This is a genomic window from Psychrobacter sp. FDAARGOS_221 (assembly GCF_002313155.2).
In the GTDB taxonomy this organism is placed as follows: domain Bacteria; phylum Pseudomonadota; class Gammaproteobacteria; order Pseudomonadales; family Moraxellaceae; genus Psychrobacter.
The window spans coordinates 1806138-1831573 of record NZ_NWFK02000001.1; the positions used below are offsets into that span (position 1 = coordinate 1806138).

A 25436-nucleotide genomic window follows, 5' to 3' on the forward strand; every position below is an offset into this window, starting at 1 on the left:
TCAAGATCTATAGTCATTATTGAATCAAGGCTTTCAGCAAGTTTGTTTTCGCTCGCCTATTTTTTCGCCAATATGCAGCCTGCTTATTTTTATAATACTTTTCTTATCACTGCTTTTTTTATCACCTCTTGTTTTTTATCTTTATTGTTAACTTTTCCGGTTTGTGTGTTTTGGACGATATTTATCTAAAACCAATCATTATAAAAACCATTATTTTCAATTAATCATTATTAGCTAACTTTTGTTTTTGAGAATTTGAAAAAGCCTTTTATTTTATTTATTACAGTATAAACAGAAATTAATATTTGCAAAAACATATAGAATAACTGACTAGTAATATCATTTTTTACAAACAACTATTGACGATTACTAGCCATAACAATTTTAAATTTTTTAATATTAGAGATTAATTTAAATTAGTAATGGAATACTGCTCAACCAGGGCTTTTTTCAGCGCAATATGCTCAAATTTGAAGCCGGTATTTAGCAATTGATTAGGCAATACTTTTTGACCATCAATCAGCAGAGTTGCCATCTCACCAAACATCAGTTTTAACACCGATGCCGGTAATGTCATCAGCGTAGGTCGATGTAACCAGTCACCCACTATCTGAGTGAATACCGCATTTCTAACCGGATCAGGAGCAGTAAGATTGTAGATAACGCTTTTGGCTTTTGAAGTGATCTTGGCATTTGTAGTATTCTTGGCTTCTGTAACACTATTAGCTTCTATCACATCGCCATCTTCTGCCAGATGCTGTTCAATAATATGCCAGGCAGCACGTACCCAGTCATTAAGGCTAATCCAGCTCATCATTTGATTGCCGTCACCCAGTTTGCCGCCCATTCCCATCTTGAATGAGGGTAATAACTTGGCCAACATACCGCCCTTAGGATGAATCACAATACCTGTGCGTAGAATAACCACAGGAACATTAAACTCTAATACTTCACTGGCTTTGGCTTCCCATTTCGCACATAGATGATGTGCAAAATCTTTCGATTCATCACCTTCAAAGGGGCTGGTCTCATCCAAAGGTCTGTGCCCTTGATTGCCATACCATCCAATGGCTGAGCCGCTGAGCATCAGCTTTGGCTTGTGCTCAATACGTGCGATATAGTCCATCAAAGCCTGAGTTGGCTTGATACGACTTTGCATCAATAGCTGCTTGCGCTGCTCACTCCAGCGCTTATCGGCAATACCTGCTCCGGCTAGATTCATCACGATATCAAACGCTTCCTCAGTCGTTTGCAGCTGCTCATAGCTCATCATGTTTATAAAGTCTGGATGCGCTTGATTGATATCTCGGGTCAGCCAAGTTATCTCAACAGGCTGATGTTTAGCTTGATTATGCTCAGAGCCATTGATACGGTTTTGCACCCAATGGCTAAACGCTGTCCCTATTAATCCTGTTCCGCCACTGATTAGTATCTTCATGTCACTCTTCCTGATAATGTTTTTCTTTTTTTGATTGTTTAAGTTTTAAATCTAATTAGGCACCTCAAACCAGCTATCCAATTCCTTGATTACTCTGATCGGTACCGGTTCTTAATGACTACTGACTACCGATGAGCTGACGCCTCGTTATTTCTTACGCTCCTTAGTTATTGATAATCCCACATTAGCTGTTCTAGGTTAAATATTCATTAATCTATTCAAATCACAACAACTAAATGGCACCAACGATAAGGCTTATAGTGCCAAGCGTTTGCGTATCGGACAGTGGTCATTATTCTCACTATACTTATCTTTTAACCTAACCACTGTATTGAAAATATAATCATTAATAACACCGCTGGTTGGCAGCACTCTATTTTGGGTTAATTGAGGCATGGTAGCGTCCAACCTTTTGGCAAGCTGCGGTAAATGATTGGTTGGGACTGATGGGAATAAATGATGCTCTACATGAAACAGTAACCCAAAAGTAAACCAATTAATAAGTGTATTGCGCTCGGTTCGGGCGATACTGCCTTCGGCATCATGATGCACGCCCCAAACTGCTATGATGCCGACCAACGCATTGGCTAAAAACATGACTATAAAATGATAAGCCGCGACTTTAGCCAATACAGGAAAGTACAGAAAGTCAGCCATGTTTTGCAGCTTAGTGGTCATGGCCACTACCCCACTGTTAGTCACTTCAGGTATCAGCATAGGCACAATCAAAGACATCACGATAAGCAGCACAGCACATAACAACGCAATGCCAATCAGTACAAATTCAATCGCTGACTTCATTCGGTTACGCTGATTACTTAACAAAAAGCCTTGTTTATAAATCGCCAGCCGATAGCTAACACCGCCTACAAGCGCCTGCTGCCAACTTAATTTTGCCAAGCTACCCTCAATGTCATCGTCACCCAAGGGGTTACGATGGTGCTGAAGATGCGTGGCTTTAATCGCATGCAAACTGGTCAATAAAAAAACACTCATCAGCATTAACAAAGCGGTCGTCACTCGTTTACTGACACCCAAGCTATGATGATAGCCATCATGCGCTTGGCGAAACGCTGATGCAAAAAACAAATAGGTACTGCAGCAAGCAAAGATAAACAGTGACTGACTAGCAAACCACCAAGACAGTGCTAAAAATGGATACGGCAAGATCAAGTTGTAAGCGACTTGCCACTGACTTAATTGACGCAAGTCTTTCCATTCAACCTGAGTAATGGCTTGTTTGATGATGTGCTTTTTATCCTGTAAATGTTGCTGCGATTTCATGTTGTCATTCCTTGTATCAACCCATTTTGGATAAATAATTAACGACTTATTTTCCGATCAATTTGGCGTTATTTATAGACAATAAAATTAAAATAATACTTATAAAATTTCCGAAAACTCGTCATAAAATTCAATATTTTATTTAAAATCTATTTAATTTAAATTATGATTGATTTTGCATATTTTCTGTAATTTCAGTCTTAACAGAAGTATTAAATTAAAAAAAAGAGCAAAAAAAATAGTGGGTAACCATATAATTTGGTGAAGTTAGTATCAACGCATAACTGATGCTTTGATTTATATTAAGGCGCTATAAAAAATAATGCTCTATAACGCCCAGTTATGACCTAATAACGACCTAACTAAAAACTACACCACACTCAGCCACTCAGCATAGACACTCTCACCTATATAGGGGGTTATTAAACGGAATCTAACAGGCTAATACGAGTAAATTAGATTAGCCCAACTTCTTCTTAATACGCGCACCCAGCTTAAGAATCTTTTTTAAAGTACTGGTCGGCAGCTTTAACATTTCATCCGACCAACTGGTTAGGGTGTCAACAAATTCTTGGGTCTCTTTAATGCGCGTTTGCACCTCTGAGTTCTCTTGAGCGAACTCGGGGCTATCAATTAAGCTCTGTAAGAAATCAACCGTTGGTGCCAGCTCTCGTTTTTGACGCTCAACAACAATGATACGTGCTAGCTCCCACACATCGGTATGTGTACTAAAGTGATCACGTCGATCTCCTAAAATAGATACCTTTTGTACCAGTCCCCAATTTTGCAATTCTTTTAAGCTATTAGAGACATTAGAGCGGGCCACACCCAACGTTTCGGTGATTTCTTCCGCATTTAGTGGGCGGCCGATAATATAAAGTAGCGCATGAATTTGTGACATGGTGCGATTAACGCCCCACTGTGTGCCCATTTCACCCCAATGTAAGACAAATCGTTCTGTTGCTGGATTTAACTTCATTTAATACTCTTCCTATAAGCTTTTGCCTAGTTTTATAACTAGAAAACAACCTCAGTATGCTACTTTCTGTTATTTCTGTCAATACAGAAATAACAGAAAAAAAACTCTATTGCAGATAAATAATAAGGTCTCAGTGGGTATTATTAATGATATTCAGATAGTCAGTGAAGATTCAGCCCCTACAAGTCCAAGGCGCTGTAGCCTCTAAGACCTGTTGCAGTCAATAATACTTAGCGAAATACCTAGCGAATCACCTGCCCTGTTGCCGCATCTCGTATTTGACTGGGTAGCGTATAGCCTAGGGTTTCGCCTAATAAATAACCTATTTGCTCACCAAAATAAGCATAGGCCTGCTCAAAGTTGCTGGCCGGCACCTGTCCTGATGGGTTACAGCTGGTAGAGACTATCAGTCCATATGGATTGTTATCACTGACCATATTGGCACACAGTTGGGTGACTTGTGGGTGATGGATGACCCGTACCGCGATGGAGTCATGCTTACCGGTAATCCAGGTCGGAAACGGTTGTTGCTGATGGCTGGGAATAGGCAGTAGCCAGGTATGCGCTTGTCTTTGTCCGTTATGCGCTTGCATCGCTGATGTAGACTGCGCTGTATTTGTGTTTTGATTGGTGTCTAGAGGCGGCTGCCAACTCTCTATAATCTGCTGACGCTGCTGAGCATCTAACCCTTCAAGTAAGGGCGCAATACGCTCAACACTGTCGGTAACCACTATCATGCCCTTCTCTGCTGGCCGCTGCTTAATGGCCAATATCTGCTCAACGGCTGCCTGATTATACGCATCACAGCCAATGCCCCACACGCTTTCCGTCGGATACGCAAGCAGACAGCCTTGTCGTAGCCACTGAGCGGCTTGTTCGCTAGAGTGCGTTGCTTGAGTACTAATCGAGTGTGTAGAGGTGTTTGAAGTCATGGTATATGGCAGGTTGTTTAATATCGGTGAATGAGGGTCATTTTAGTGAGTCAGATTGGTTGAAGCCGTTAATATACAGACGTTTAAACACGCTGATAACGACCGCCAGTTTGTGCAATAGCACCAAGCAGCTCAAGCTCCATAAGTTGGCTTAACAGGGTCGCTGTGTCTAATTGGGTTTTATTCATTAATGCGTCTAAGTCTTGTGGCTCAAACTCAATGTGCGTCCACAACGACTGCAAATGCGGGTCGACCTGAGTCACTTGATGTTTTGCAGCTGGTTTCGCCTCTTTTAACATAGGCTGTGCTTTGGGCTTTATTTTAGCACCAGTCGCTACTGTGGTGTTAAGAGGATTGTCGGTATTGTTTATAGCAGTATTAGTTGTACTAGAACTGGTTGTATCAGTGCTCGCTGTTGATTGAAATTCACTGGATTGGCCCTCTTTTTGAACATCAGCAGGATAGCTTGGCATTAATAACTGACTGCACAAATCAACCATGATCTGATCGGGGTGATATACCAAGGTAGCCCCTTCTCGAATTAGATGGTGACAGCCTTCGGCGTTGGCATTATCAATGCTGCTTGGCATGGCAAATACTTGCTTGCCCTGCTCTGAGGTCAATCTAGCCGTAATCAATGAACCGCTTTTTATCGCCGCCTCAGTGACTACTGTGCCTAAGCTAAGACCCGCAACCAAACGATTACGACGTGGAAAAGTATGCTTATGCGGCAACGTATTGGGAAACAGCTCACTAATAATACAGCCGCCCTCATGCACAATTCGTTCAAACAAAGCCTTATGTTGAGTCGGGTAGCACACATCAATACCGGTACCCATTACTCCAACGGTGCGCCCTGACGCCTCCACAGGCTGAGCCAGCGCGCCCAAATGCGCTTGTGCATCGACGCCTTGCGCTAAGCCACTGGTAATCACAAATCCTGCCTGTGCCAGATACTGAGCCATATCAAAGGTAAATTTTTGTGCTTTTTGACTCGGTTTACGACTGCCGACAATGGCCACTTGTGGCTGATTTAAACGGCTTAAATTACCGCGAAAAAACAACAACGGCGGTGGATCAAACAAGCCTAACAGCTGTTGCGGATAGCCTGCTTCATCCTGAAACACCATATTAAATTCGTGATTGGCAATCCGTTGCTCAAGCTGCTCAATAAACGCCTGATCCGCGCTATCAGTAGCCTGCTGATGCCGTTCGATATGCTTACGATGTATTCCGATATCCGCCCACTCAGCGGCGGCGGCTTGCTTGGCACTGTGCGCTGAACCAAAAAACCGAGTTAACTTATCATAAGCAGATAAAGAGGTATTCACCCGCTGCCAGACGATAACGATCGCTTGCTGCTCTGGGGTCAGCACCCGCCTATCCGTTGGCTTGGTTGTGGTTGTCATCAACAGTTAACCTTTTTTTATAAATCATCGTTTGCCATGCTTGTGGAACACCTTTGAGTACTTGTGCAGCATAGCTATTTAAGTCTATCAGCCGCTGAGTACCGACACGATTAACTGTGTTAGCGCTATCCTTGTCACCTTTGATACTTCTTTTTGTTGCTCATCAGCGACTTCTGTTACTCATCAGTGACTAGACAACAGTTCAGGGTTCAATACTACATCAGTATCGGTAACACGCATAGCTGGCATTTGGTTATATGTCACTTATATTTTATTTAATTCTCAGTTTTAACACGCTATCTCGGCAATCTATCTAATCAATCAACCGTCTCTATTCAACGAGATAGCCGCCACTGACCCTGGCTATACTTTTTAATCCCTTAATGCTATCATGGAATTAAAACAATCATCGATAGCTATTAATGACAACAATAACAACTGTTTAACTTCAAAAATAGGTAGGTAACCGATGGCAAATGCAAATCAGAACAACCCCAGAAAAGAAGTGACTTATGCTTTGGTTGGGGTTGTGGTGTTTTTAGTATTGGTGTTAATCGTCGCCCTGTCTGGCTATTTCCGTCCAGGTGGGCATAACCCTGCAGTAGCTGCAAACGATGAAGTCAATAGCAGCAACTCAGCTGAAGCAACAGCACAACAAGCGCCTGAACCCATCGTCAGTGTCCGTGATGAACCCATTGAACCGATTGTGGTTGAAGCGGTTGCTGAGCCCAAAAAAGTAGCACTGGGTAAGATGCTGTGGTTTGACACCCGCTTATCAAAGTCAGGCACCCTGTCGTGTAACAGCTGTCACGACTTGGCTAAAGGCGGTACCGATAACATCCCAACCTCAGTGGGTTACAACTGGGCAGAAGGCCCTATCAACTCGCCAACCGTATTAAACAGCCGTTACTCGTTGGCTCAATTTTGGGATGGCCGTGCCAAAGACTTGATGGAGCAAGCGGGCGGCCCTATCGAAAACCCGCTAGAAATGGCCTCTAGTCACGAATTTGTGGTTAAGGTACTTAACTCTATTCCAGAATATAAAGCCTTATTCCATGAGGCGTTTGCGAACGAAGATGACATCAATATTGATCAAGTCACCAGTGCCATTGCCCTATTTGAAGAAACCTTAGTCACGCCGAACTCTCGCTTTGACCAGTGGCTTGGCGGTGATGATGAATCAATAACTGCGCAAGAATTAAAGGGCTATCAGCTGTTTAAAGACAGTGGCTGTGTCGCCTGTCACAATGGATCAGCAGTCGGCGGCGGCTCTTTCCAAAAGTTTGGTGTGTTTGACAAATATACCACTCAAAACTTAGCAGAAGGCCGCTATGCAGTCACTGGTAATGATGACGACAAACACTTATTCAAAGTACCGACATTACGTAACATTGATCTAACCTATCCGTACTTCCATGATGGTCAGGTTGACTCGTTGGCAGATGCGGTCAATATCATGGGTAAAATCCAGCTAAACCGTGACTTTACCTCAGAAGAAACAGCGGATATTGTGGCATTCTTAAAGACTTTAACCGGTGATCAGCCTCAGATTAAACTACCTAAGCTGCCACCTTCTAACGAGAACACACCAAAGCCAGTTCCTTTTGAAAAACAAAGCTAGACTATAAACATAAAAAATTACAGTCAGCATTAATCTAACACTAAGTGTTAATTATTAGATAAACAAAAAAACCAGCGATTAATTCGCTGGTTTTTTTATAGCTTAGAGAAATATGGATTAGATCAATTACGTAAGGAGACTAAACCTAAAATTAAACAGGCGCAACCACTGCTTTAATCTCATTGGCTACTAGGTTGGCATCATTGTCTAGTACCGTCACATGCTGCTCTAAGCTCTCAATATCTTTAGTATGCTCAGGACGTTCAATGTCTATCTCACCAACCGCTTCAAAGATAGTCTCTGAGAATTTCACTGGCAAAGCAGTCTCTGCACAGATGATAACCTCACCCTCTTTTTGTAGCTCTTGCGCTACTTTGATACCGTCGGCAGTGTGTGGGTCAACCAAGTCGTTATAGGTCTCGTACACCGCTTTAATGGTGTTTAAACGGTCTTGATGCGTAGATTTACCGGCTGCAAAGCCATAACGGTTATTCACCGCATCTAGCACGTCTGACAAGTCAAAGCCTTTCCCTGCTTTCACCCCATCAAATAACTGATGTACACGTTTGCTGTCTTTTTCTAATAATAAATATACAAAGCGTTCAAAGTTTGACGCTTTTGAGATATCCATTGACGGACTTGAGGTCACATAAGTTTTATCCGCAGGACGTGGGGTATAAACACCTTGGTTAAAGAAGTCGTTTAATACGTCGTTCTCATTGGTTGCGACAATCAATCGGTCAATCGGCAGACCCATTTCACGGGCAATATGACCGGCACAGATGTTACCAAAGTTACCTGACGGTACACAGAAGCTGACTTTTTCATCGTTGCTTGTAGTCGCTGCAAAGTAGCCTTTAAAGTAATAAACGATTTGCGCTAAGATGCGGCCCCAGTTAATTGAGTTCACCGTACCCAAGCTGTATTTGGCTTTAAAATCAGCATCTTGTTGCAGTGCTTTAACGATATCTTGGCAATCATCAAACATGCCTTTAATGGCAATATTATGAATATTGGCATCGGTTAGGCTATACATTTGCGCGCGCTGGAACTCACTCATTTTGCCATGTGGCGACATCATAAATACTTCGATATTCTCTTTACCGCGCAGCGCATACTCCGCCGCACTACCAGTATCACCACTGGTCGCACCAATGATCGTCAGACGCTTACCTTTCTGTTTCAACACATATTCAAAGGCATTACCCAAAAACTGCATCGCCACGTCTTTAAACGCCAACGTTGGACCATTAGACAGACCTAAGATATACAAGTCATCTTTAAGCTGACGCACTGGCACGATGTCATCACTGCCGAAGACTTCAGCAGTATAAGTACGCTCGATAATGTCTTTTAAATCCGCCTCATCAATATCAGTCGCAAACAGACGCATAATCGCAAACGCCAGCTCTGGATAGCTCAAATCACGCCACTTATCCAGCGTCGCGCTGTCAATCTGTGGATAGCTTTCAGGTAGCATCAAGCCGCCGTCCGGCGCCAATCCCATTAACAACACATCGCTAAAATCCATCTTCTCGGTTTGACCGCGCGTACTGATATATTTCATGTCTTCGTCTTATCCTGTCAAAAGATTACATAAATTTTTATAACAAAAAGAGTATCATATTTTTAGACATAAGCCATATTAAATAAACGGCTTATTGGTTTTTGTGGTGAGGTATATGGTAGTTTTGGCATGTGCGTCATTAACAACTCTATTAAAAAACAGCAAAAAGACAACTATGAATAACATGTTCAGACTCAAATCAACGTTACTAACCCAAGTAGATAATAAATGGTATTACCAAGGTATGCCATTTACAGGGGTTATCTTTTTTGATAAAGAAGACAGTCAAATAGCGCCCTTTATCGTTCATAACGGTGTTATTACTGAACCATATATCTCTCCATGTATAGAAAGTCCGCCTTCAATAATGCAGGTTGATCAGTCAGCTTTACTTAGTCCAGACTGTCCCTACAACGAGATGCCAAGCTGTTGGAATGATATACGATTGTGTTATCAGGATAAATTATATGCGGGAATGGTATATGACTTTGTAGAGGGGAAATGTTTGTATGAGAACTATATCGACGATGATCGTTATTCTGGAAACTATATAACTTGGAATACAGACAGTCTTTTGCCAGTAAGTTTTGAATTACTTTATAAACCTGCCGGATTAACATATAGTTATGATGGGTTTAGAGTAGATGAGGTGTTTTTTTCTTATACGGATTGGCGAAACATGGAAGAAGTAGATGAAGTTAGAATAAAATATAATCCAGTTACTAAAAAAATTGGAGAATTCTCTGCGACTAAAAGCGTTTTACAAGACAAACCCTATACAAGTTGTCCGATACCTTTACCTGATGTATATAAGATGATCGATAGTTATCAAACTTTTACTTTTGATGAATTTACGATATTAGGATTCGATAAAAATATTATCAATGAGGTATTTGAGATATGGTCAAATAATGATAGTTTTCAGGATGTTAAAAAATTATTAATAGATGGTTTAGATGGGCTAGATGGGTTGGCAAATTTTAGTATTTTTAATAACAAGCAGGTGCTTGGTTCATTAACAGAAATAATTCTTATGGGGGGGAGTTCGTTAGAAACAATAGAAACGATTAAAGCGACTGTTACTAACCTTAAAGTAAGGTCTTACTAACTTCAAAATAAGGTCAGTCTAGTATTAGTTAAAAGAGTATTGTCTGATTAAAAAATAGACGATGTTATTTATGATTAAGGGGCTGTCCTAGATAACTAGTTCAAACCCTGTTTAACCCATTGTTTTAATTGTAATAATTGCGACTTTGGGTCACTGTGATTAAAACGCCACTCACACTCCTTTAGATAGAGGTGAAAATGCTCTTTTGGAACACCGTTAAACTTACGTAAATGCCGTTTAGCTTGATTCCAGAAGTTCTCTATGCCGTTAATATGGTTTTTATTATTAACAAAGGTTTTAGAGTGGTTGATACGATAATGAGTAAATTCACTGACATCTAATGCGTTGTAGCTTTTAAATGAGTCAGTGTAAACAATGCTATCAGGCTTCACCTTTTCTCTTATGATTGGGATCAAGGTATCTGCTTTAGCATTGGGTATAATACAGGCGTAAACCTTGCCATTACGCTTTAATAGGCCAAAGACGGGGACTTTACTACCAGCACCTCGTCCTCGTTTGCCTTTGCGGGTTCCGCCAAAGTAAGACTCGTCTACTTCGATTTCACCTTCGAATAGACCAGGCTCTTGGCTATTCTCGTAAATAAGCAGTCTTAGTCTATGAAAATAATAACTGGCTGTGGTTTTGTTAACACCGACTAAGCTTGCTGCTGTTCTGGCTGTAGAGCCTGCAACAAATAGTTCGATTAGTTTGGTCTGTTTGTACCAACTTAGTTTACTCTTTCTCATAGTTCTATCCTAAATAATTTTACTTATCTAGGACAGCCCCATGATTAATTACTGAGATTACACTCATCTAAAGGAATGCCATTGATCTACCTAATCTTAGACGTCCACTATCAAACCGACCTTACAACGCAAACCGAGACCGCCAAAGTATCAGGCATACGTTTTCAAGGTATCGAGTCAAATAAGATACTAAGCGAACATATTGTTATCGTAAACGAGGTCGCCCCTTATGAATCAGGACAATTCTATAAACGAGAAATGCCTTGACCCCTGCCGTCAAATCCGTACACCTAAACTTGGGAGATTTTGATCAGGCAGCTTGACGATAGAAATCCATCCAAACTTGTCTTGGCGATCTCATACCTAAACTCTGCTGAATCCTGACTTGATTGTAATCTAACTCGATATATTTTATGATACTGTTGATTGCTTCAAATCGAGTTTTGTAATTATGATGATATATCAGCTCATTCTTTAAAACGCCCCAGAAGCTCTCTATTGGCGCATTGTCATAACAGTTACCTTTCGCACTCATAGATCCTTTAAAACCGTATTTACTGATCATTTTGCGATAATCTTCGCTGCAATACTGGCTGCCTCTATCTGAATGTACAATAAGCCCTTGGCTAGGTCGTTTATCCTTGATTGCTTTATTTAAGGCTCTACAGACTAAATCTGCTTTCATGCGTTTATCGATAGCGTAGCCAACCAATTCTTTGGTATATAAGTCTTTGACGCCTGCTAAATAAAGCCAGCCCTCATCTGTCCAAATATAGGTTATATCACTGACCCAAGCACAATTAGGACGGTTAACGCCAAACTGTTGTTTAAGAAAATTAGGATAGACTCGCTTGTTATGGTCTGAGTCCGTTGTCACTTTAAAGCGTTTATGACGTCTACATTTGATGTCATGTTCTTCCTTGATACTACGCACCATGTACTTGCTAATCTCATGTCCATGCTCACTTAAATGTGCATGCAGACGCTGATAACCATATCGCTCTTTAGTCTCACTATGCGCAGCTTTTACAAGCAGCTCACAGCGGTTACGATGTATTTGCTGAGCACTGATATTACGCTTGGTCCAGTCATAGTAGCTTGATGGTTTAATATCAAGGGTTTTACACATGCTGGTAATGCTAAATTCATATTTGTGATGGTCAATAAAGGCGTACCTTACTGACCGTGTTTCGCAAAGTACGCCGTGGCCTTTTTTAGTATCTCTCGTTCTTCTTGTGCTATTTTTAGTTCACGCTTTAAACGCTTCATTTCTTCAAGGGCTGAAACAAGCTCTGGATCGTATTGCTTAGTACCCTTGAGCATGCCTTGATTGGCTTTTCGTTGCCAGTTAGCCAGTGTCTGCATTGGCAGCCCTAACCGCCTAGCTGTAGCACTAACATTGCCACCATTATTCTCTATTGCTTTAACTGCTTCTGCTTTAAATTCTTCACTGTATCTTTTAGCTTTCTTTGTCATGGTAAACTCCTATTTGTCTTCCTTAGTTTACCAAGTTTTTGTCTACGGTTTTTTCAGCATAGCTCAGGTGTACCAGACCAACTTATCGGATAATAGTAATAAACGGTTTGAGGATCATCTTGTAACCAGTAGCGTTTAAATATTTGTCGCTTCTGCTCAAGATAGTTATCCATTAGTGCTCTATCACTTTCTTCTTTCGCCATTTCATTTGCTATTTTCACTTCAACAACATACAACTCATCGAAGTATTTTTTAATAAACGCACTAACCATTTGCTCATTACTGTTGGCACGATAAACAGACGTATTCAGCCTATCTATGATTTCAGTTGCCAACTGACCGCCTTCACTTTCTAAAAGCTCTTTCTCATAGTTAGCTTCACTATTACCAGCGAATGCTACTGACATGCTGCTCATAACTATTAATACCAATAAAGCTTTATTAATGAATTGAAGGTTAAAGCTTATCATTTTTTTTGAAAAGTAAACGTGCATAGCAACCCTTAGTAATTATTTTTTTATTATGCTAACTGGTAACTTCTATATGATTATAGGCTTAAATTAATGAATAAAGCTAACAACCTAGGTGCTAATTCGATAGCTCTAAAAACTTAAGTCAAATTTAGTTTCCGGGATTATTAGACTAAGTGTTACGACCCAAAGTTATCACTCACACTACATAACTGAATTGTTAGCCATACAATTAAATGATATAAATACGCCACTGTCTGACTTATGATTAGATCATAATCAGTCTAAATCGTTTAATAATTAACAATAACAGAGGGTAACACCATGGCAGATATCGAAATCGAAAAACAACACAGCTTAGACTTCAACACCGCTCGCGAACAGGCTAAAAAATGGCTTGAAAGTGCCAAAGAAAAATACGGCATTGATGCCAACTATGTTGAAGGCGAGAATGAAGATAATGTCACAATCAGTCGTAAAGGCATCGATGGCAAAGCTACTTTGGATGCCAATAAAATACGCATTGAAGCGACCTTAGGCTTTTTGGCTAAGCCATTAAAAGGTAAGATTAAAGATGCGCTAGAATCAGGTTTAAATAAGCATTTAGGCTAACCTGCTTTTATGCGGATTGACCGTATTTTGGCTATTATTGATACCATAAAAAACCCAGTTCATTAGTGAACTGGGTTTTTACTTTTTATAAAACGATTTAATTTGTTCAGGTTGAAAGTGACTTAAAGCTCAGCCACTCTATCCACCACAAACTTGCGTGACGCTTCGCCATCTACCAAACGATAGGTAATCTGACGGGTTTTGCCAGTGGGATTAGCATTGGTATCGCCATCTAAATATAGCTTAAACTCTCTGACCAATTGATTGCCCTTAATCGCAAAACTGTCATGCCCCATGTAACCTTGGCTTAGCTTCTCAGATAACTCAGGGAAAGAAGCCTCAGTCCACGACTTGCCATTGTTGCTCGAATAGGCAACCACATCCCCATACGAGCCACTGCCGACGCTTTGAGTAAACACCACAACTTCAGGATAACCGTCTTGGTTTAAGTCAGCCGCTTCTGCCTTCATAACTGGCGCATCGATTTTCTTTTCAATCGCCTTCTCGCCCATTGGCTGGATACGTAGCACATAACCGCCCATGCCATCAGACACACTACTTACATCAGCAGAAAACTGTTTATATTTAACCGTCGTCGCATATTGTGCCTGCTGTGACTGGCTAGCATTTGTTTGAGTGCTAGTGTTCTGAGCAGGTGTATTAGAATCAACATATGAACTCTGACACGCTGTTAACGCCAATAAAGAACCGGCTAAAAGGATATGTTTCATTGTTATCTCCTCATTTTGTTATAAGTTATTGGACGAATACAGTGCTTTTAATACGATTTTTAGTCATTGCTTTGTTTGCTAATGTTACTCTTTAATCTTGTTTTTTAGCCTTGTTTTCTAATGATTGCATAGTAGAACCCATCACCGCCAGCCGGTGCTTGAGCAGTATTTTGTTGCTCATCATCTTCCAGCCCATTATCTTCAATGCCTGTCGGCTCTAATGCGTTATTCATTTTATAAACAGGCAAGCATTGACGACCGACCTCTTGCTCGATACCCCAATTGGTGTGTTCATTATCAAAAGGTACAGCCACGGCATCTTTATGACGCTCTAGGAAGGCTTGCATCTGTTCCACGTTTTCTTGTTTTAATATTGAACAAGTGACGTATAACAAATAACCACCCGCCTTTAATTGTGGCCACAAGTTATCCAAGATTTGCTCTTGAAGTTGTGCGGTATGCTGCACATCTTCTTCAGTACGCAGCAAGGTAATATCTGGATGACGACGGATAACACCGGTCGCCGTACAAGGCGCATCGAGCAGTATTGCATCAAAACCAGCCGACACATCACTCGCCTGTTTGACTTGCCAAGTGGTCGCATCGACACATTCGATTTCCAAATGCAGCTTACTATTGACGATAGGCTTTGGCAGTTGCAAACGCTCCAAGTTTTCAAAGATGCGGGTGATGCGGTTGGGTTCATTATCAATGGCGAGCATATCAACTTTAGTCATGCTGTCATTAGAATCTTGCTGTTTCACGTGAAACAATCCGGTTTGATTAGACTCTTGCAAACCCAATAGTTCAAGCCAATGCGCCAGTTTGCCGCCTGGTGCAGCACAAGCGTCAAGCAAACGTATGTTCTGTTCTGGATTAGCACTAACTGCCTTTTGCAGTAGCGCATCAATAATAGGGGCAGCCAGCTGTGCATGCGCATCTTGTACACTGACAATACCCTCTTCAAACTCAGGCAGACGACTAACAGGTACGCTATCAATCAGCTCAATCGCATGCTGTTTAATTTCAATACTATTTCCAATACCTTCCAATTTAATGGCCGTGTCTAGTGATACCAACTCTGCTGAAACTTCCTCTTCTGCCAGCTGGTAGATATAGCGCTCACTGTCGGTTTGCAGGCTATTTGCCCGCAAAAACATCGGCGCCGACTGACGCAGACTTTGAGTCAGCTCATCATAGTGCTCACGCCAATCTGCTTTTAACTGCTGTGCCAACCAATTTGGCAGACTGTGATTTTTATTGGCTTTTTTACGGAATTTATTCGGATTTTTCGCCACTTTACGCAGTACCGCATTGACTAGACCTGAGGCACGCGCAAAGTCGATATGTTTCACCGCTTCGACCGTTTCATGAATCGCAGCATGGTCAGCCACATTCAAATACAGCAACTGTGTAATACCTAATTGAATGGTCGTACGTACCTCAATCTCATCAATCGGATTGTCCGCTAAGCTGTCCACCAAGCGTGCTGTCGCATGCCAGTGACGTAAAGTTGTCAGCAATAAGGCATGGGCAAAGCCTTTGTCATCGCCATTAATGCCGTTTAATAACGGATCGAGAAGACTGCTTAATGACTGTCCTTGTTGTATTGATATCAAGGTATTAATCACCGCGACACGGACGTTTTTTTTATGTTGCGGGATAGGGTTTGGTTTACTGCTCATGGAATGCCTAATTTGGATAATTGATTGGGTTAAATAATTGACTGGATTATAAGTTGAATAGATACTGGTTTGATGTTTACAGCTGAAGGTTAACTATGACCTGTCATTTTAGAGGATATTTTTAAAACCTCAGTTTAAAAAAATATCAGTTTAAACAAATAAAAATAGAGACCAAACGCCCCCTTTGAATAAAAGGGGACTTTGCAGAGAATTTAATACAAACTACTGACTTTGTGGCACAAACTGATCGCCATCATCAAGTTGACTGCCATGACACACTTGCTCAGCGGTGACAGGCTTACTGCCAGCAAACTGTAGCTTAGTCAGACGCAGTGTTGTGCCAGCCGCATCAGCCTCTGTTTCTGACTTACCGCAGGCCACTAAGATAGCATTTTTACCGACACTAATCACTGTACCCGGGGCAACGGCTGTTGTTTGAGAGGGATTAACAGGCATTGCTGCCAACACTTTCACACGCTTCGGCTCACCCTTACCTTCTGTATCTGCCAAAAAGGTATAAGCACCCGGATAAGGATGCATACCGCGTATTTGACGCTCAATCAGCTGTGCAGGCTGTGACCAATCGATTTCGCCCTCAGATTTACTCAGCTTTTCTGCATAATTGGCCAGACTATCATCTTGCTTTTCAGCTTGCGCCTGATAACGCGGTAAGTCTTTTAATACAGTAACGATCGCTTCAGCGCCAAGATCAGCCATCTTGTCATGCAAACTGGCAGTGGTCTCATCAGCCGCAATATCATACGCTACCTTATATAGCATATCGCCGGTATCCAAGCCCTTATCCATCTGCATGATAGTAATACCGGTTTGCTCATCGCCAGCCAACAGTGCACGATGAATCGGCGCCGCACCACGCCAACGTGGCAGCAAAGAGGCATGAATATTCAAACAGCCATGGGTTGGCGTATTTAACACGCCCAATGGCAATATCAGACCATAGGCAGCGACGACCATCACATCAGGCTGATAGCCCGCTAATGTTTCACGCGCTGCCTGTCCTTCCTCAACTGACTTTTTGAAGGTCAATGGCTGCTCAACAGGGATATTATGCTCAAGCGCTAGCTGTTTCACAGGAGATGCGGTGAGTTTTTGACCACGCCCTGCCTTACGGTCTGGCTGAGTATATACCGCCACAATGTCTATATTAAGCGCCTGTTGCTGCTCAATTAACGCTTGCAAGCTAATCGCTGCAAATTCAGGGGTTCCTGCAAAAATAACCCGCTGTTTTTGGCTTTGGCTAGGATTGTTATTATCAGTATGTGTCATTGTTCAGTGCCTTTTATGATTGATATTATCTTTAATGCTTATGAAACAGAGGTTGTAAACTTACCCCTACTCTGCTTCGGCACTGTTTAAGCGCTCAAGATAACGAGCAATCAGATCCACTTCGATATTCACCTCACCGCCTACTTTCCAGTGACGACCAATATTGGTCACTTCAGCGGTATGCGGAATAATGTTCAGGCACACAATATTATCTTTCACCAAGTTAGTGGTGAGACTAATACCATCGACAGTGATAGAACCCTTAGTGGCTGCATATTTTTTCAGCGCATCAGGAATGGCTATTTCGATATAAATAGAACGCGCATCTTCACGCATCACTTTAATGACACCCACATCATCCACATGGCCTGACACCATATGTCCACCAAAACGGGTTGTTGGTAGCATTGCTTTTTCTAGGTTAAGCGTATCGCCTGGTTGCCAGTGCTTCATCGTGGTTTTCGCCAAAGTTTCACGTGAAACATCGACTGAGTAGCTATTATCATCCATAGCGACCACGGTTAAGCAAATACCGTTACTGGCGATTGAATCTCCTAGTTTGACATCGTCAAAGCCTAAATTGTCAGACTCAATGATCAAACGCACATCACCGTCCACTTCCTCAGTGGCACGTAAAGTACCTGTACTTTCAATAATACCGGTAAACATAATGACTCCTATTATTTAATGAATGGTTTAACTGTTTATCTGTTTATCTGTTTATCTGTCTATTTGATGATGTATTAATGGTTAGTGTATTAATAAATGAGTGCCAACTGTCTAAAACTCAAATGCTTAAATAATAAAACCTTAAAACCCTGAAACATGAAACCTCAAACATGAAACCTCAAATATGAAAGCTAAAGGCAAAACTAAAACCAACTTGATGACCAACTGTCACCGCTTCATTGTGCTTAAAAATGAACATGAAACACAGCTGTTACTGGCAAATTTAGCACTATTTACAACACTAACACCCTGTGGATAACTTTTTATAAAAGCAATAAGCCTATGTAATACAAGGGTTGCTAAAGATAGTTATCCACAGGGTGTTGAAAACTGTGGGTATTTATTAACATCAATTGCAGTTTCACGTGAAACCTTTATATACAAGGGGTTTAGAGCTAGGTTTATCAATTTAGGTTCCACATGAAACTTAAATAATCCACAGTTCCATGTGGAACGTCCCATTTTAAGTTTAAAAATAACACTTTAATTTTACGCACTGTGGATAACTATTTTTTAAACAATAACGATAAGTACGTTATCCCAACACTGGCACCACTGTTAGCCGTACTAACTGCTGTAATAAATTCACTATTAACTTCACTATTTATTTGTCAATAAGCGCTCTGAATAGGGTCGATAAATCAGCTTTAAATCTTCACCGATAGGTGTTGCAGAGAGTAAGTCAAAGCGTCGCTGTGCCGCTAAATGATCCATAGCAATCGTTAACATGGGTTTGGCTTTATCACCTAACACACAGGGCGCTTGATAAACAACAAGCTCATCAACCCGTCCCGCTTCAACAAAACTACCTGCTACCTCAGAGCCTGCTTCTACCAACACATCATATATCTGATATTCGCTTACCAATGTTTGCAATAACTGGGTTAAGTCAGATTGAGACCAAATCAACGTATCTTGACGCTGTAATACTTGATAATCTGCGCCTTGTAACCTGCCTCTCCTATCTAATACCACTACTTTCGGTTGAGGAACCTGTTCGACATCCACACCCAGTTGAGTGGAACGCACATTAAGGCTTGGATTATCATCAATAACTGTTTGACTGCCGGTAATAATCGCCCCACTAAGCGCCCGCAGCTTCTGCACATCTTCACGCGCAGCAGGACCAGTAATCCACTTGGACTCTCCTGAGGCCATGGCGGTACGTCCATCAAGACTAGTCGCTATCTTTAATCGTACATAAGGCATCTGAGTCCGCATGGCTTTTAAAAAGCCTAGATTTAACTGCTCGGCTTGGCTACTACCTATACCAACCGTTACCGCTATACCAGCCTCTTTCAGCATCGTCACACCACGTCCAGCCACTTGTGGGTTTGGGTCTAGTCCTGCAATGACCACACGACTGATGCCAGATTCTATTAATGCGCGTGCACACGGCGGTGTTTTACCAGTATGACTACAAGGCTCAAGAGTGACATAAGCGGTTGCGCCTTTGGCTGATTGTTTAGCTTGTCTTAACGCAAAAACCTCTGCATGAGGCTCCCCTGCCTTAGGGTGAAACCCCGCCCCTACTATTAAGCCATTATTAACAATAACACAGCCAACAGCTGGGTTGGGACGGGTACGATAAATGCCTTTTTTGGCCTCTTCGATGGCCAACATCATGTAATAGTTGTCTGTCGCTGTTTGCTCATTTGCTGTCATTATTGGGCTCGCTTTAGCAGATATGGACTTGGAATGGATGCGTTATTTGATGTGTTTTGAATGATTGTATTTTGAGTGATTATGTTTTAAGTGATTGTTTTTTGAGTGATTGTGTTTTAAGTGATATAGTCAGCGAATGACTAAATAGTTACTGTATTAACCTCGCTAAACCTACATTTGTCGTACTTGCGCTCGACTGCCTTGTAACCACTTTAGACTTGTTTGACTATAGAATAAGCATGCTGAAGACAATATTTTACTGCTCATCAGCCGGACGAATATTTTGTAGCTCTTGGCGAAATGCTTCGATATCTTGAAAATCACGATAGACACTGGCAAAGCGCACATAAGCCACGTCATCAAGCTCTTTAAGCTCACTCATCACCACTTCACCCAAGTCTTTGCTACTGATCTCACGCTCACCAAGCTGACGGATACGCTTTTCAATACGGCTGATCATTGCCTCTTGCTCATCGAGCGTGACCGGTCTTTTTTGTAGCGGTAACTGAATGGAGCGGCGCAGTTTTTGTGAATCATAAGGCTCAATACGGCCATTAGATTTGATGATACGAGGCATCACGACCTCCACAACCTCAAAGGTCGTAAAACGCTCTTGGCACTGGTTACATTGGCGACGACGACGCACTTGTGCCCCTTCAGCGGCTAAGCGTGAGTCGATAACCTTGGTATCATCGGCATTACAATAAGGACACTGCATAGATTATTCTCTACTTGTATTTAATCAATTATTTGGCGCGCCCTAACGTTAATGTTAGGGCAATACAGTTTAGGCTTTAAGCTAATGTAATCTAGGTGAATACTACTATAGTCAAAGAAATCTAAAATGGTTACAAGGCAACCGAGCGCAAGTACTACAAATGTAGGCTTAGCGAGGTTAACACTGTAACCGTTTAGTCGTTCGCTGACTATAACACTGCTTACGGCTGTTACTTACCTATACAAAAGCTACCAAAAATACGGCCTAATAAATCATCAGCGCTAAACTCACCGGTAATCTCACCCAAACTGTGCTGACCTTGGCGCAGGCTTTCGGCAACCAATTCACCTGCCTGATAATGCACTAACTGCTCGTGAGCATCGTTTAAATGCTGCTGAGTGCGTCTGAGCGCATCAATATGGCGTGTACGTGCAATTAAGCTATTCTCAGGCGGATGGAAGCCAACTTTATCGCATAACGTGGCAATTAATTGCTCAATACCTGCTGATGTTTCACATGAAACATTCACCTGATCATAGCCAGTTACGGTTTCAATATTCGCTAGATGTTGTTGCACATCTTGCTCAAGCAGATCACGCTTATTACCAATCAATAACAGCTTACTACTATCAAAGTTCGGTGTACCGGACTCACTGTTACCAAAAAGCTCCGACGCCAAAGCAATAGGGTCTTCTTGCTGCGACAAATCATACACCAAAAGCAGCAAATCAGCTTGATTGATAGCGCTACGTGCACGCTCAATACCGATACGCTCGACCGCATCTGTGGTATCGCGAAGACCTGCGGTATCGGTCAAATGAATGGTTAAACCATTGAGCACAATGGTCTCTTGTAAGGTATCACGAGTGGTACCTGCCACATCAGTGACAATAGCGCGCTCTTGCCCTGCTAGGCTGTTTAATAGGCTAGATTTGCCTGCATTAGGTCGCCCTGCTAGTACCACATGCACCCCATCACGCAGCAGTTGCCCTTGTTGAGCAGTGGCCATGATGGTGTTTAATTTATCCTGAATAGCGGTAAGCTTGCCCTCAATGACTCCATCAGATAAGAAGTCCACATCCTCCTCATCGGGGAAATCAATCGAGGCTTCTACGTACAGTCTTAGCTCAATAAGCGCTTCTAATAGCTCATTAATCTTATTAGAAAAAGCGCCTGTCAACGAGCGAATAGCACTACTAGCAGCGGCGGCACTGGTCGCATCGATCGCATCAGCAATGGCCTCAGCTTGTAGCAAATCAAGCTTATCATTATCAAATGCACGATAAGAAAACTCCCCTGCTTGTGCCTGATGCGCACCGAGCTCAAATACCCGAGCGAGCAGTTGGTTTTGTAATATCATACCGCCATGGCCTTGTAGCTCAATGACGTCCTCGCCAGTAAAAGAATGAGGCGCTTTAAAGTACAGCACCAAGCCTTCATCAAGCACATTGTCATTGGCATCATAAAAGCGGCAAAAGCTGGCTAATCTTGGGGTAAAGCTGTCTTTTCCTGTTAGCTGACAGGCAATCTGAACGGCCTTAGGTCCAGAAAGACGAATTATACCCACACCGCCTCTGCCCAAAGGCGTGGCTATCGCCGCGATTGTTTTTGTCTGTGTCATAAGTATTGGCTCAATTTATATGGATAGTGCATTATTTGAATACTGCAATGGTCTCAACAAACATTGCCTTGATGGGTCTATAGTAGGTGCTAGCCGTGCAATATTCAATCATAGAATAATAGATTAGACCTCAGCTTTGCCGATAATGGCTATTTATTACTCGCTAAACAAAAGCGCCTATATGAATCCATATAGGCGCTTTTTAATACAATACGATTTAGATAGTAGCGTTTAGCTGGCCATATTTGCCGCTTTCTCGCGCTGTTCTTTTTCTACTTGCTTGTTAACCAAGAACTGCTGACCCATGGTGAATAAGTTGTTCACGGTCCAGTATAGTACCAAACCTGCTGGGAAGAACAGCATGAATAAAGTGAAAATAATAGGTAAGAACTTCATTACTTTCGCTTGCATTGGGTCTGTAGGCTGCGGACTAAATGACTGCTGCGCAAACATACTGGCACCCATCAAGATCGGTAAGATGAACCAAGGATCCATTGAAGATAAATCTTGAATCCACAAGATCCATGGCGCATGACGTAACTCAACGCTTTCTACCAACATGTAGTACAAGCCTAGGAAGATAGGCATTTGTAGTAAGATAGGTAGACACCCTGCCATTGGGTTGACCTTCTCTTCTTTATAGATGGCCATCATCTCTTGAGACATCTTCATGCGGTCGTCGCCATGCTCTTCTTTCAACGCTGCCAAACGCGGTGCAAGGGCACGCATTTTTGCCATTGAATAGTAGCTTTTGTGAGAGATCCACATTAGCGCCAGTTTCACAGAAAGCGTTAGTCCAATGATTGCCCAACCCCAGTTACCTACCACGCTGTGGATGGTTGATAGGATTAAGAATAAGAACTTAGAAATTGGCCATGCCCAACCATAGTCAACTGTCTTTTCAAAGCCTGGTGCAAATCCGCCCAATTCTTTTTGAACTTTTGGACCGGCATATAAGGTTGCCGTCACGTTGGCTTGTTTGTCAGCAGGTACCATAATTGGCTGACTTAACATACCGATGATGTAGTCACCGTTAGCGGTTTCACGACTAAAGAATTTACCGGTAAAGTTCTCTGGTGTCCAAGCAGACACGAAGTAATGCTGAACGATACCAACCCAGCCATTATTGCTGCTGGCATTAAGTTCATCATCGTTAAAGTTTTTAAACTTCAGCTTATTGTATTCATCGTCAGGCGTACCCCAAGCACCGCCTAGGTAGGTCGCCATGCTTAGTGCACCTTTACCGCCCATACCTGGGTCTTTGCTGCTATCACGCTTTAACTGTGCAAATAAGGTACCGTTCCAGTCCTTACCTGTGGTGTTATTCACATTGTAGTTGACTGAGATCGGATACTTACCGCGCGTAAAGGTAAAGGTCTTAGTCACGCGTAGACCGTCTTGTCTATACACTAAAGGCACTTCTAGTGTTTCTTGACCGTCCTGCATGCTATAGCTGCTTGATTGGTAGCTATAGTTAGCTGGGCTTTGTGGTTTATCGATACCATCACCATTGTTATTGGTATCAATCAGACCAGATTGAGCAATATAGACACGCTCAGATGAGTTTTCTAATAAGACAAACGGCTGCTCACTATCCAACGTCGCGTCATAGTCACGCAATGCTGCGTAAACCACGTTACCGCCTTGAGGGTCAATTTTGACATGATAGCGGTCTGTGGTGACGTCAATAAGTTCCCCAGACTGTGCTTGACTCATCTCAGACACACCTTGGGTATTAGGTTGGTCTGAAACGGTCGCTACAGGAATATCGCTGTCACTAACACCTGTGCTAGTTGGGATGTCTGAACCAGTAGAAGTGGATACAGAAGGGGTTACTGCGTCTGCTGATGGTGCTGGGGCGTTGGCATAGTCTTTTTGCCACGCTAGCACCAGCAAGTAAGCGGTAATCAGCATCGCAATGATGATGAGCACCCGTAGTATCTTTTGCATAAGATTGTCCTAAACAACTCAAAATGAATGTTCTAAAAGGTTATAAAAAAACTTAAATTAAAACGAAAACAAGGCAAACGTTGTGGATGCAGCCTGTGATAAAGCGAAGACTGCTGTCTGTATTTATGCCTCAAAAAGGCAACACAGATACCTCACTGATAGGTTTACTATCAGTAAAAACGTTTACAAAATGGTGACTATTTTACTAAAAAACCATGGTAAATGATATAGAATCTATTTTTAAGCCAAAACAGGACCGATTTGCATTCATACCCTGCTCTAAATTCTGTATTAAATCACACTAAGGTGTCATTGAGTTGACGGTTGGTTTAATTGGAAGCAAACACTCGCCCATACCCCATACATAAGTAATCAACTGAACAGAACCTCTGCACACAAATAATCAACTGACCATTCATTAGCAATTACCCTAACCTACTCCAACCTAACCTACTCCAACCTAAACTAATCTCGCCTACACTGACCTATCGCAGTTACGCTAATACTCGCTGCAAGTGATAATAAATATTGTAGAGTGTAAGACTAACGAGACTGCCTGATCTGAGCATTTAACCGTGCTCGATAACTGCTGCTGTCTTTATAAACACCACGTTCAACAATTTTTGTTTCACGTGAAACAAAACTTAGATTGCTATTGATATCGGTTTTTGGTTGATGAGCGGGAGAAGATTTGGATAGGTTCGAGCGGTTAGACGCTAAATGATAAGGATGTAGCAGGTCATTATTGATGGGATAAAACAGGTAGCGGTATAAAGGTAAAGGCACAAAGTCGATACCGTGACCGCCTAATGGATGACAGCGACAAACACGCTTTAGGGTTAACAGGCCGCCCCTACCCGCTCCATGCCACTGTATCGCCTGCTTACCATATTCTGAACAGGTTGGATAATAACGGCATCTTGCAGGCAACACAGGACTTATAAAGTTTTGATAGCCCTTGATGATTAACAGCAATATACGAGCCATCATAGATGTAAATCTAGCCATGTTGTTGACGACTGTCCTGACTTTGTTTTTGCTGCAGCACCTTATGTTTGTGCTTAATTTTGCCTAATAAATCTTGTATTTCTTGCTGCAGCTGGGCATTAGTCAATGCTTTAGGCGACTTTTTGACAATAAATACCAGGTCTAACGCTGGCAGCTGTGCATGACTGTGTCGAAACTGCTCACGTATGATGCGCTTGACTCGATTCCTAGCAACCGCTGTCGATATCTTCTTTTTGGTAATCGCCATCCCTAATCTTGCCTGAGTGCGATCAGAAGGATAAGCAAAGGCCATAAAGTGAATTTGATGCACTTTTAATAGAGGCTGGTTAAATACCTGCTTAAACTCTGCTGGCTTTAACAATCGCTTTGTTTTGGGATAACAATAATCAGTCATGGTAGG

At 42.0% G+C, this 25436-nt stretch carries 22 protein-coding genes; 3 read left to right on the forward strand and 19 right to left on the reverse strand.

What is annotated here, in order from left to right; translation table 11 throughout:
- Positions 1-406 precede the first annotated feature (406 nt).
- From A6J60_RS07555 to dprA, 5 genes are all read right to left on the reverse strand, one after another.
- A complete protein-coding gene (locus A6J60_RS07555; RefSeq protein ID WP_096065442.1) occupies positions 407-1438 on the reverse strand; it encodes an epimerase in 1032 nt (343 codons plus the stop codon).
- 255 nt (positions 1439-1693) lie between these two features.
- On the reverse strand, positions 1694-2722 hold the full coding sequence (locus A6J60_RS07560) for a fatty acid desaturase family protein (protein ID WP_096065443.1): 1029 nt from the start codon (positions 2720-2722) through the stop codon (positions 1694-1696).
- A gap of 460 nt (positions 2723-3182) precedes the next feature.
- A complete protein-coding gene (locus tag A6J60_RS07565; RefSeq protein ID WP_096065444.1) occupies positions 3183-3701 on the reverse strand; it encodes a GbsR/MarR family transcriptional regulator in 519 nt (172 codons plus the stop codon).
- A gap of 242 nt (positions 3702-3943) precedes the next feature.
- Positions 3944-4633 (reverse strand): L-threonylcarbamoyladenylate synthase, encoded by a 690-nt coding sequence (locus A6J60_RS07570; protein ID WP_096065445.1) that lies wholly within the window; start codon positions 4631-4633, stop codon positions 3944-3946.
- A gap of 83 nt (positions 4634-4716) precedes the next feature.
- A complete protein-coding gene (gene dprA, locus A6J60_RS07575; protein ID WP_096065446.1) occupies positions 4717-6042 on the reverse strand; it encodes a DNA-processing protein DprA in 1326 nt (441 codons plus the stop codon).
- A 469-nt stretch (positions 6043-6511) separates the two neighbouring features.
- Between dprA and A6J60_RS07580 the strand changes: the two genes are divergently transcribed.
- The gene (locus tag A6J60_RS07580) at positions 6512-7663 is read left to right on the forward strand and encodes a cytochrome-c peroxidase (protein ID WP_227526095.1); all 1152 of its coding nucleotides are present in this window, start codon (positions 6512-6514) and stop codon (positions 7661-7663) included.
- 151 nt (positions 7664-7814) lie between these two features.
- Here A6J60_RS07580 and thrC read toward each other — a convergent pair whose 3' ends face one another.
- Positions 7815-9230, reverse strand: coding sequence for a threonine synthase (gene thrC, locus A6J60_RS07585; RefSeq protein ID WP_096065447.1), 1416 nt, complete (start codon positions 9228-9230; stop codon positions 7815-7817).
- 175 nt (positions 9231-9405) lie between these two features.
- On the opposite strand from thrC, the gene A6J60_RS07590 reads away from it, so the two are divergent.
- Positions 9406-10338 carry a hypothetical protein gene (locus A6J60_RS07590; RefSeq protein ID WP_127891438.1) on the forward strand — a complete coding sequence of 311 codons (933 nt, stop codon included), beginning with the start codon at positions 9406-9408 and terminating at the stop codon, positions 10336-10338.
- Positions 10339-10433: 95 nt separating this feature from the next.
- Here A6J60_RS07590 and A6J60_RS07595 read toward each other — a convergent pair whose 3' ends face one another.
- The 3 genes from A6J60_RS07595 to A6J60_RS07610 all read right to left on the reverse strand — a co-directional run bounded on the left by A6J60_RS07595 (position 10434) and on the right by A6J60_RS07610 (position 12967).
- The gene (locus A6J60_RS07595) at positions 10434-11084 is read right to left on the reverse strand and encodes an IS1595 family transposase (protein ID WP_096065449.1); all 651 of its coding nucleotides are present in this window, start codon (positions 11082-11084) and stop codon (positions 10434-10436) included.
- 310 nt (positions 11085-11394) lie between these two features.
- Positions 11395-12560, reverse strand: a protein-coding gene (locus A6J60_RS07605) for an IS3 family transposase (protein ID WP_096064200.1) whose coding sequence is annotated in 2 segments (ribosomal slippage) — positions 11395-12302 and positions 12302-12560 — 1167 coding nt in all. Because the reading frame shifts where the segments join, the coding sequence is not laid out codon by codon here.
- A 53-nt stretch (positions 12561-12613) separates the two neighbouring features.
- Positions 12614-12967 carry a hypothetical protein gene (locus tag A6J60_RS07610; RefSeq protein WP_127891439.1) on the reverse strand — a complete coding sequence of 118 codons (354 nt, stop codon included), beginning with the start codon at positions 12965-12967 and terminating at the stop codon, positions 12614-12616.
- Between the two features lie 387 nt (positions 12968-13354).
- On the opposite strand from A6J60_RS07610, the gene A6J60_RS07615 reads away from it, so the two are divergent.
- Entirely contained in the window at positions 13355-13642 is a 288-nt protein-coding gene (locus A6J60_RS07615; RefSeq protein ID WP_096065452.1) for a polyhydroxyalkanoic acid system family protein, read from the forward strand.
- A 122-nt stretch (positions 13643-13764) separates the two neighbouring features.
- On the opposite strand, the gene A6J60_RS07620 is transcribed toward A6J60_RS07615, so the two are convergent.
- The 10 genes from A6J60_RS07620 to rnpA all read right to left on the reverse strand — a co-directional run bounded on the left by A6J60_RS07620 (position 13765) and on the right by rnpA (position 25430).
- Positions 13765-14373 (reverse strand): hypothetical protein, encoded by a 609-nt coding sequence (locus A6J60_RS07620; protein ID WP_096065453.1) that lies wholly within the window; start codon positions 14371-14373, stop codon positions 13765-13767.
- A gap of 104 nt (positions 14374-14477) precedes the next feature.
- Positions 14478-16058 carry a transcription antitermination factor NusB gene (locus A6J60_RS07625; RefSeq protein WP_096065454.1) on the reverse strand — a complete coding sequence of 527 codons (1581 nt, stop codon included), beginning with the start codon at positions 16056-16058 and terminating at the stop codon, positions 14478-14480.
- Between the two features lie 222 nt (positions 16059-16280).
- Entirely contained in the window at positions 16281-17345 is a 1065-nt protein-coding gene (gene fmt, locus A6J60_RS07630) for a methionyl-tRNA formyltransferase (RefSeq protein WP_096065455.1), read from the reverse strand.
- 66 nt (positions 17346-17411) lie between these two features.
- Positions 17412-18014, reverse strand: a complete 603-nt coding sequence (locus A6J60_RS07635; RefSeq protein WP_096065456.1) for a riboflavin synthase — start codon at positions 18012-18014, stop codon at positions 17412-17414.
- Between the two features lie 660 nt (positions 18015-18674).
- Positions 18675-19739, reverse strand: a complete 1065-nt coding sequence (gene ribD / locus A6J60_RS07640) for a bifunctional diaminohydroxyphosphoribosylaminopyrimidine deaminase/5-amino-6-(5-phosphoribosylamino)uracil reductase RibD (protein ID WP_096065457.1) — start codon at positions 19737-19739, stop codon at positions 18675-18677.
- Positions 19740-19995: 256 nt separating this feature from the next.
- Positions 19996-20457, reverse strand: a complete 462-nt coding sequence (nrdR, locus tag A6J60_RS07645; protein WP_096065458.1) for a transcriptional regulator NrdR — start codon at positions 20455-20457, stop codon at positions 19996-19998.
- A gap of 229 nt (positions 20458-20686) precedes the next feature.
- Positions 20687-22078, reverse strand: coding sequence for a tRNA uridine-5-carboxymethylaminomethyl(34) synthesis GTPase MnmE (gene mnmE / locus A6J60_RS07650; protein WP_096065459.1), 1392 nt, complete (start codon positions 22076-22078; stop codon positions 20687-20689).
- 231 nt (positions 22079-22309) lie between these two features.
- A complete protein-coding gene (gene yidC / locus A6J60_RS07655; protein WP_096065460.1) occupies positions 22310-24028 on the reverse strand; it encodes a membrane protein insertase YidC in 1719 nt (572 codons plus the stop codon).
- A gap of 543 nt (positions 24029-24571) precedes the next feature.
- Positions 24572-25036: a membrane protein insertion efficiency factor YidD gene (gene yidD / locus A6J60_RS07660; RefSeq protein ID WP_096065461.1), complete on the reverse strand. Its 465-nt coding sequence runs from the start codon at positions 25034-25036 to the stop codon at positions 24572-24574.
- A complete protein-coding gene (rnpA, locus tag A6J60_RS07665) occupies positions 25029-25430 on the reverse strand; it encodes a ribonuclease P protein component (RefSeq protein WP_096065462.1) in 402 nt (133 codons plus the stop codon). Before rnpA ends, yidD begins: the two co-directional genes overlap by 8 nt.
- Positions 25431-25436 lie beyond the last annotated feature (6 nt).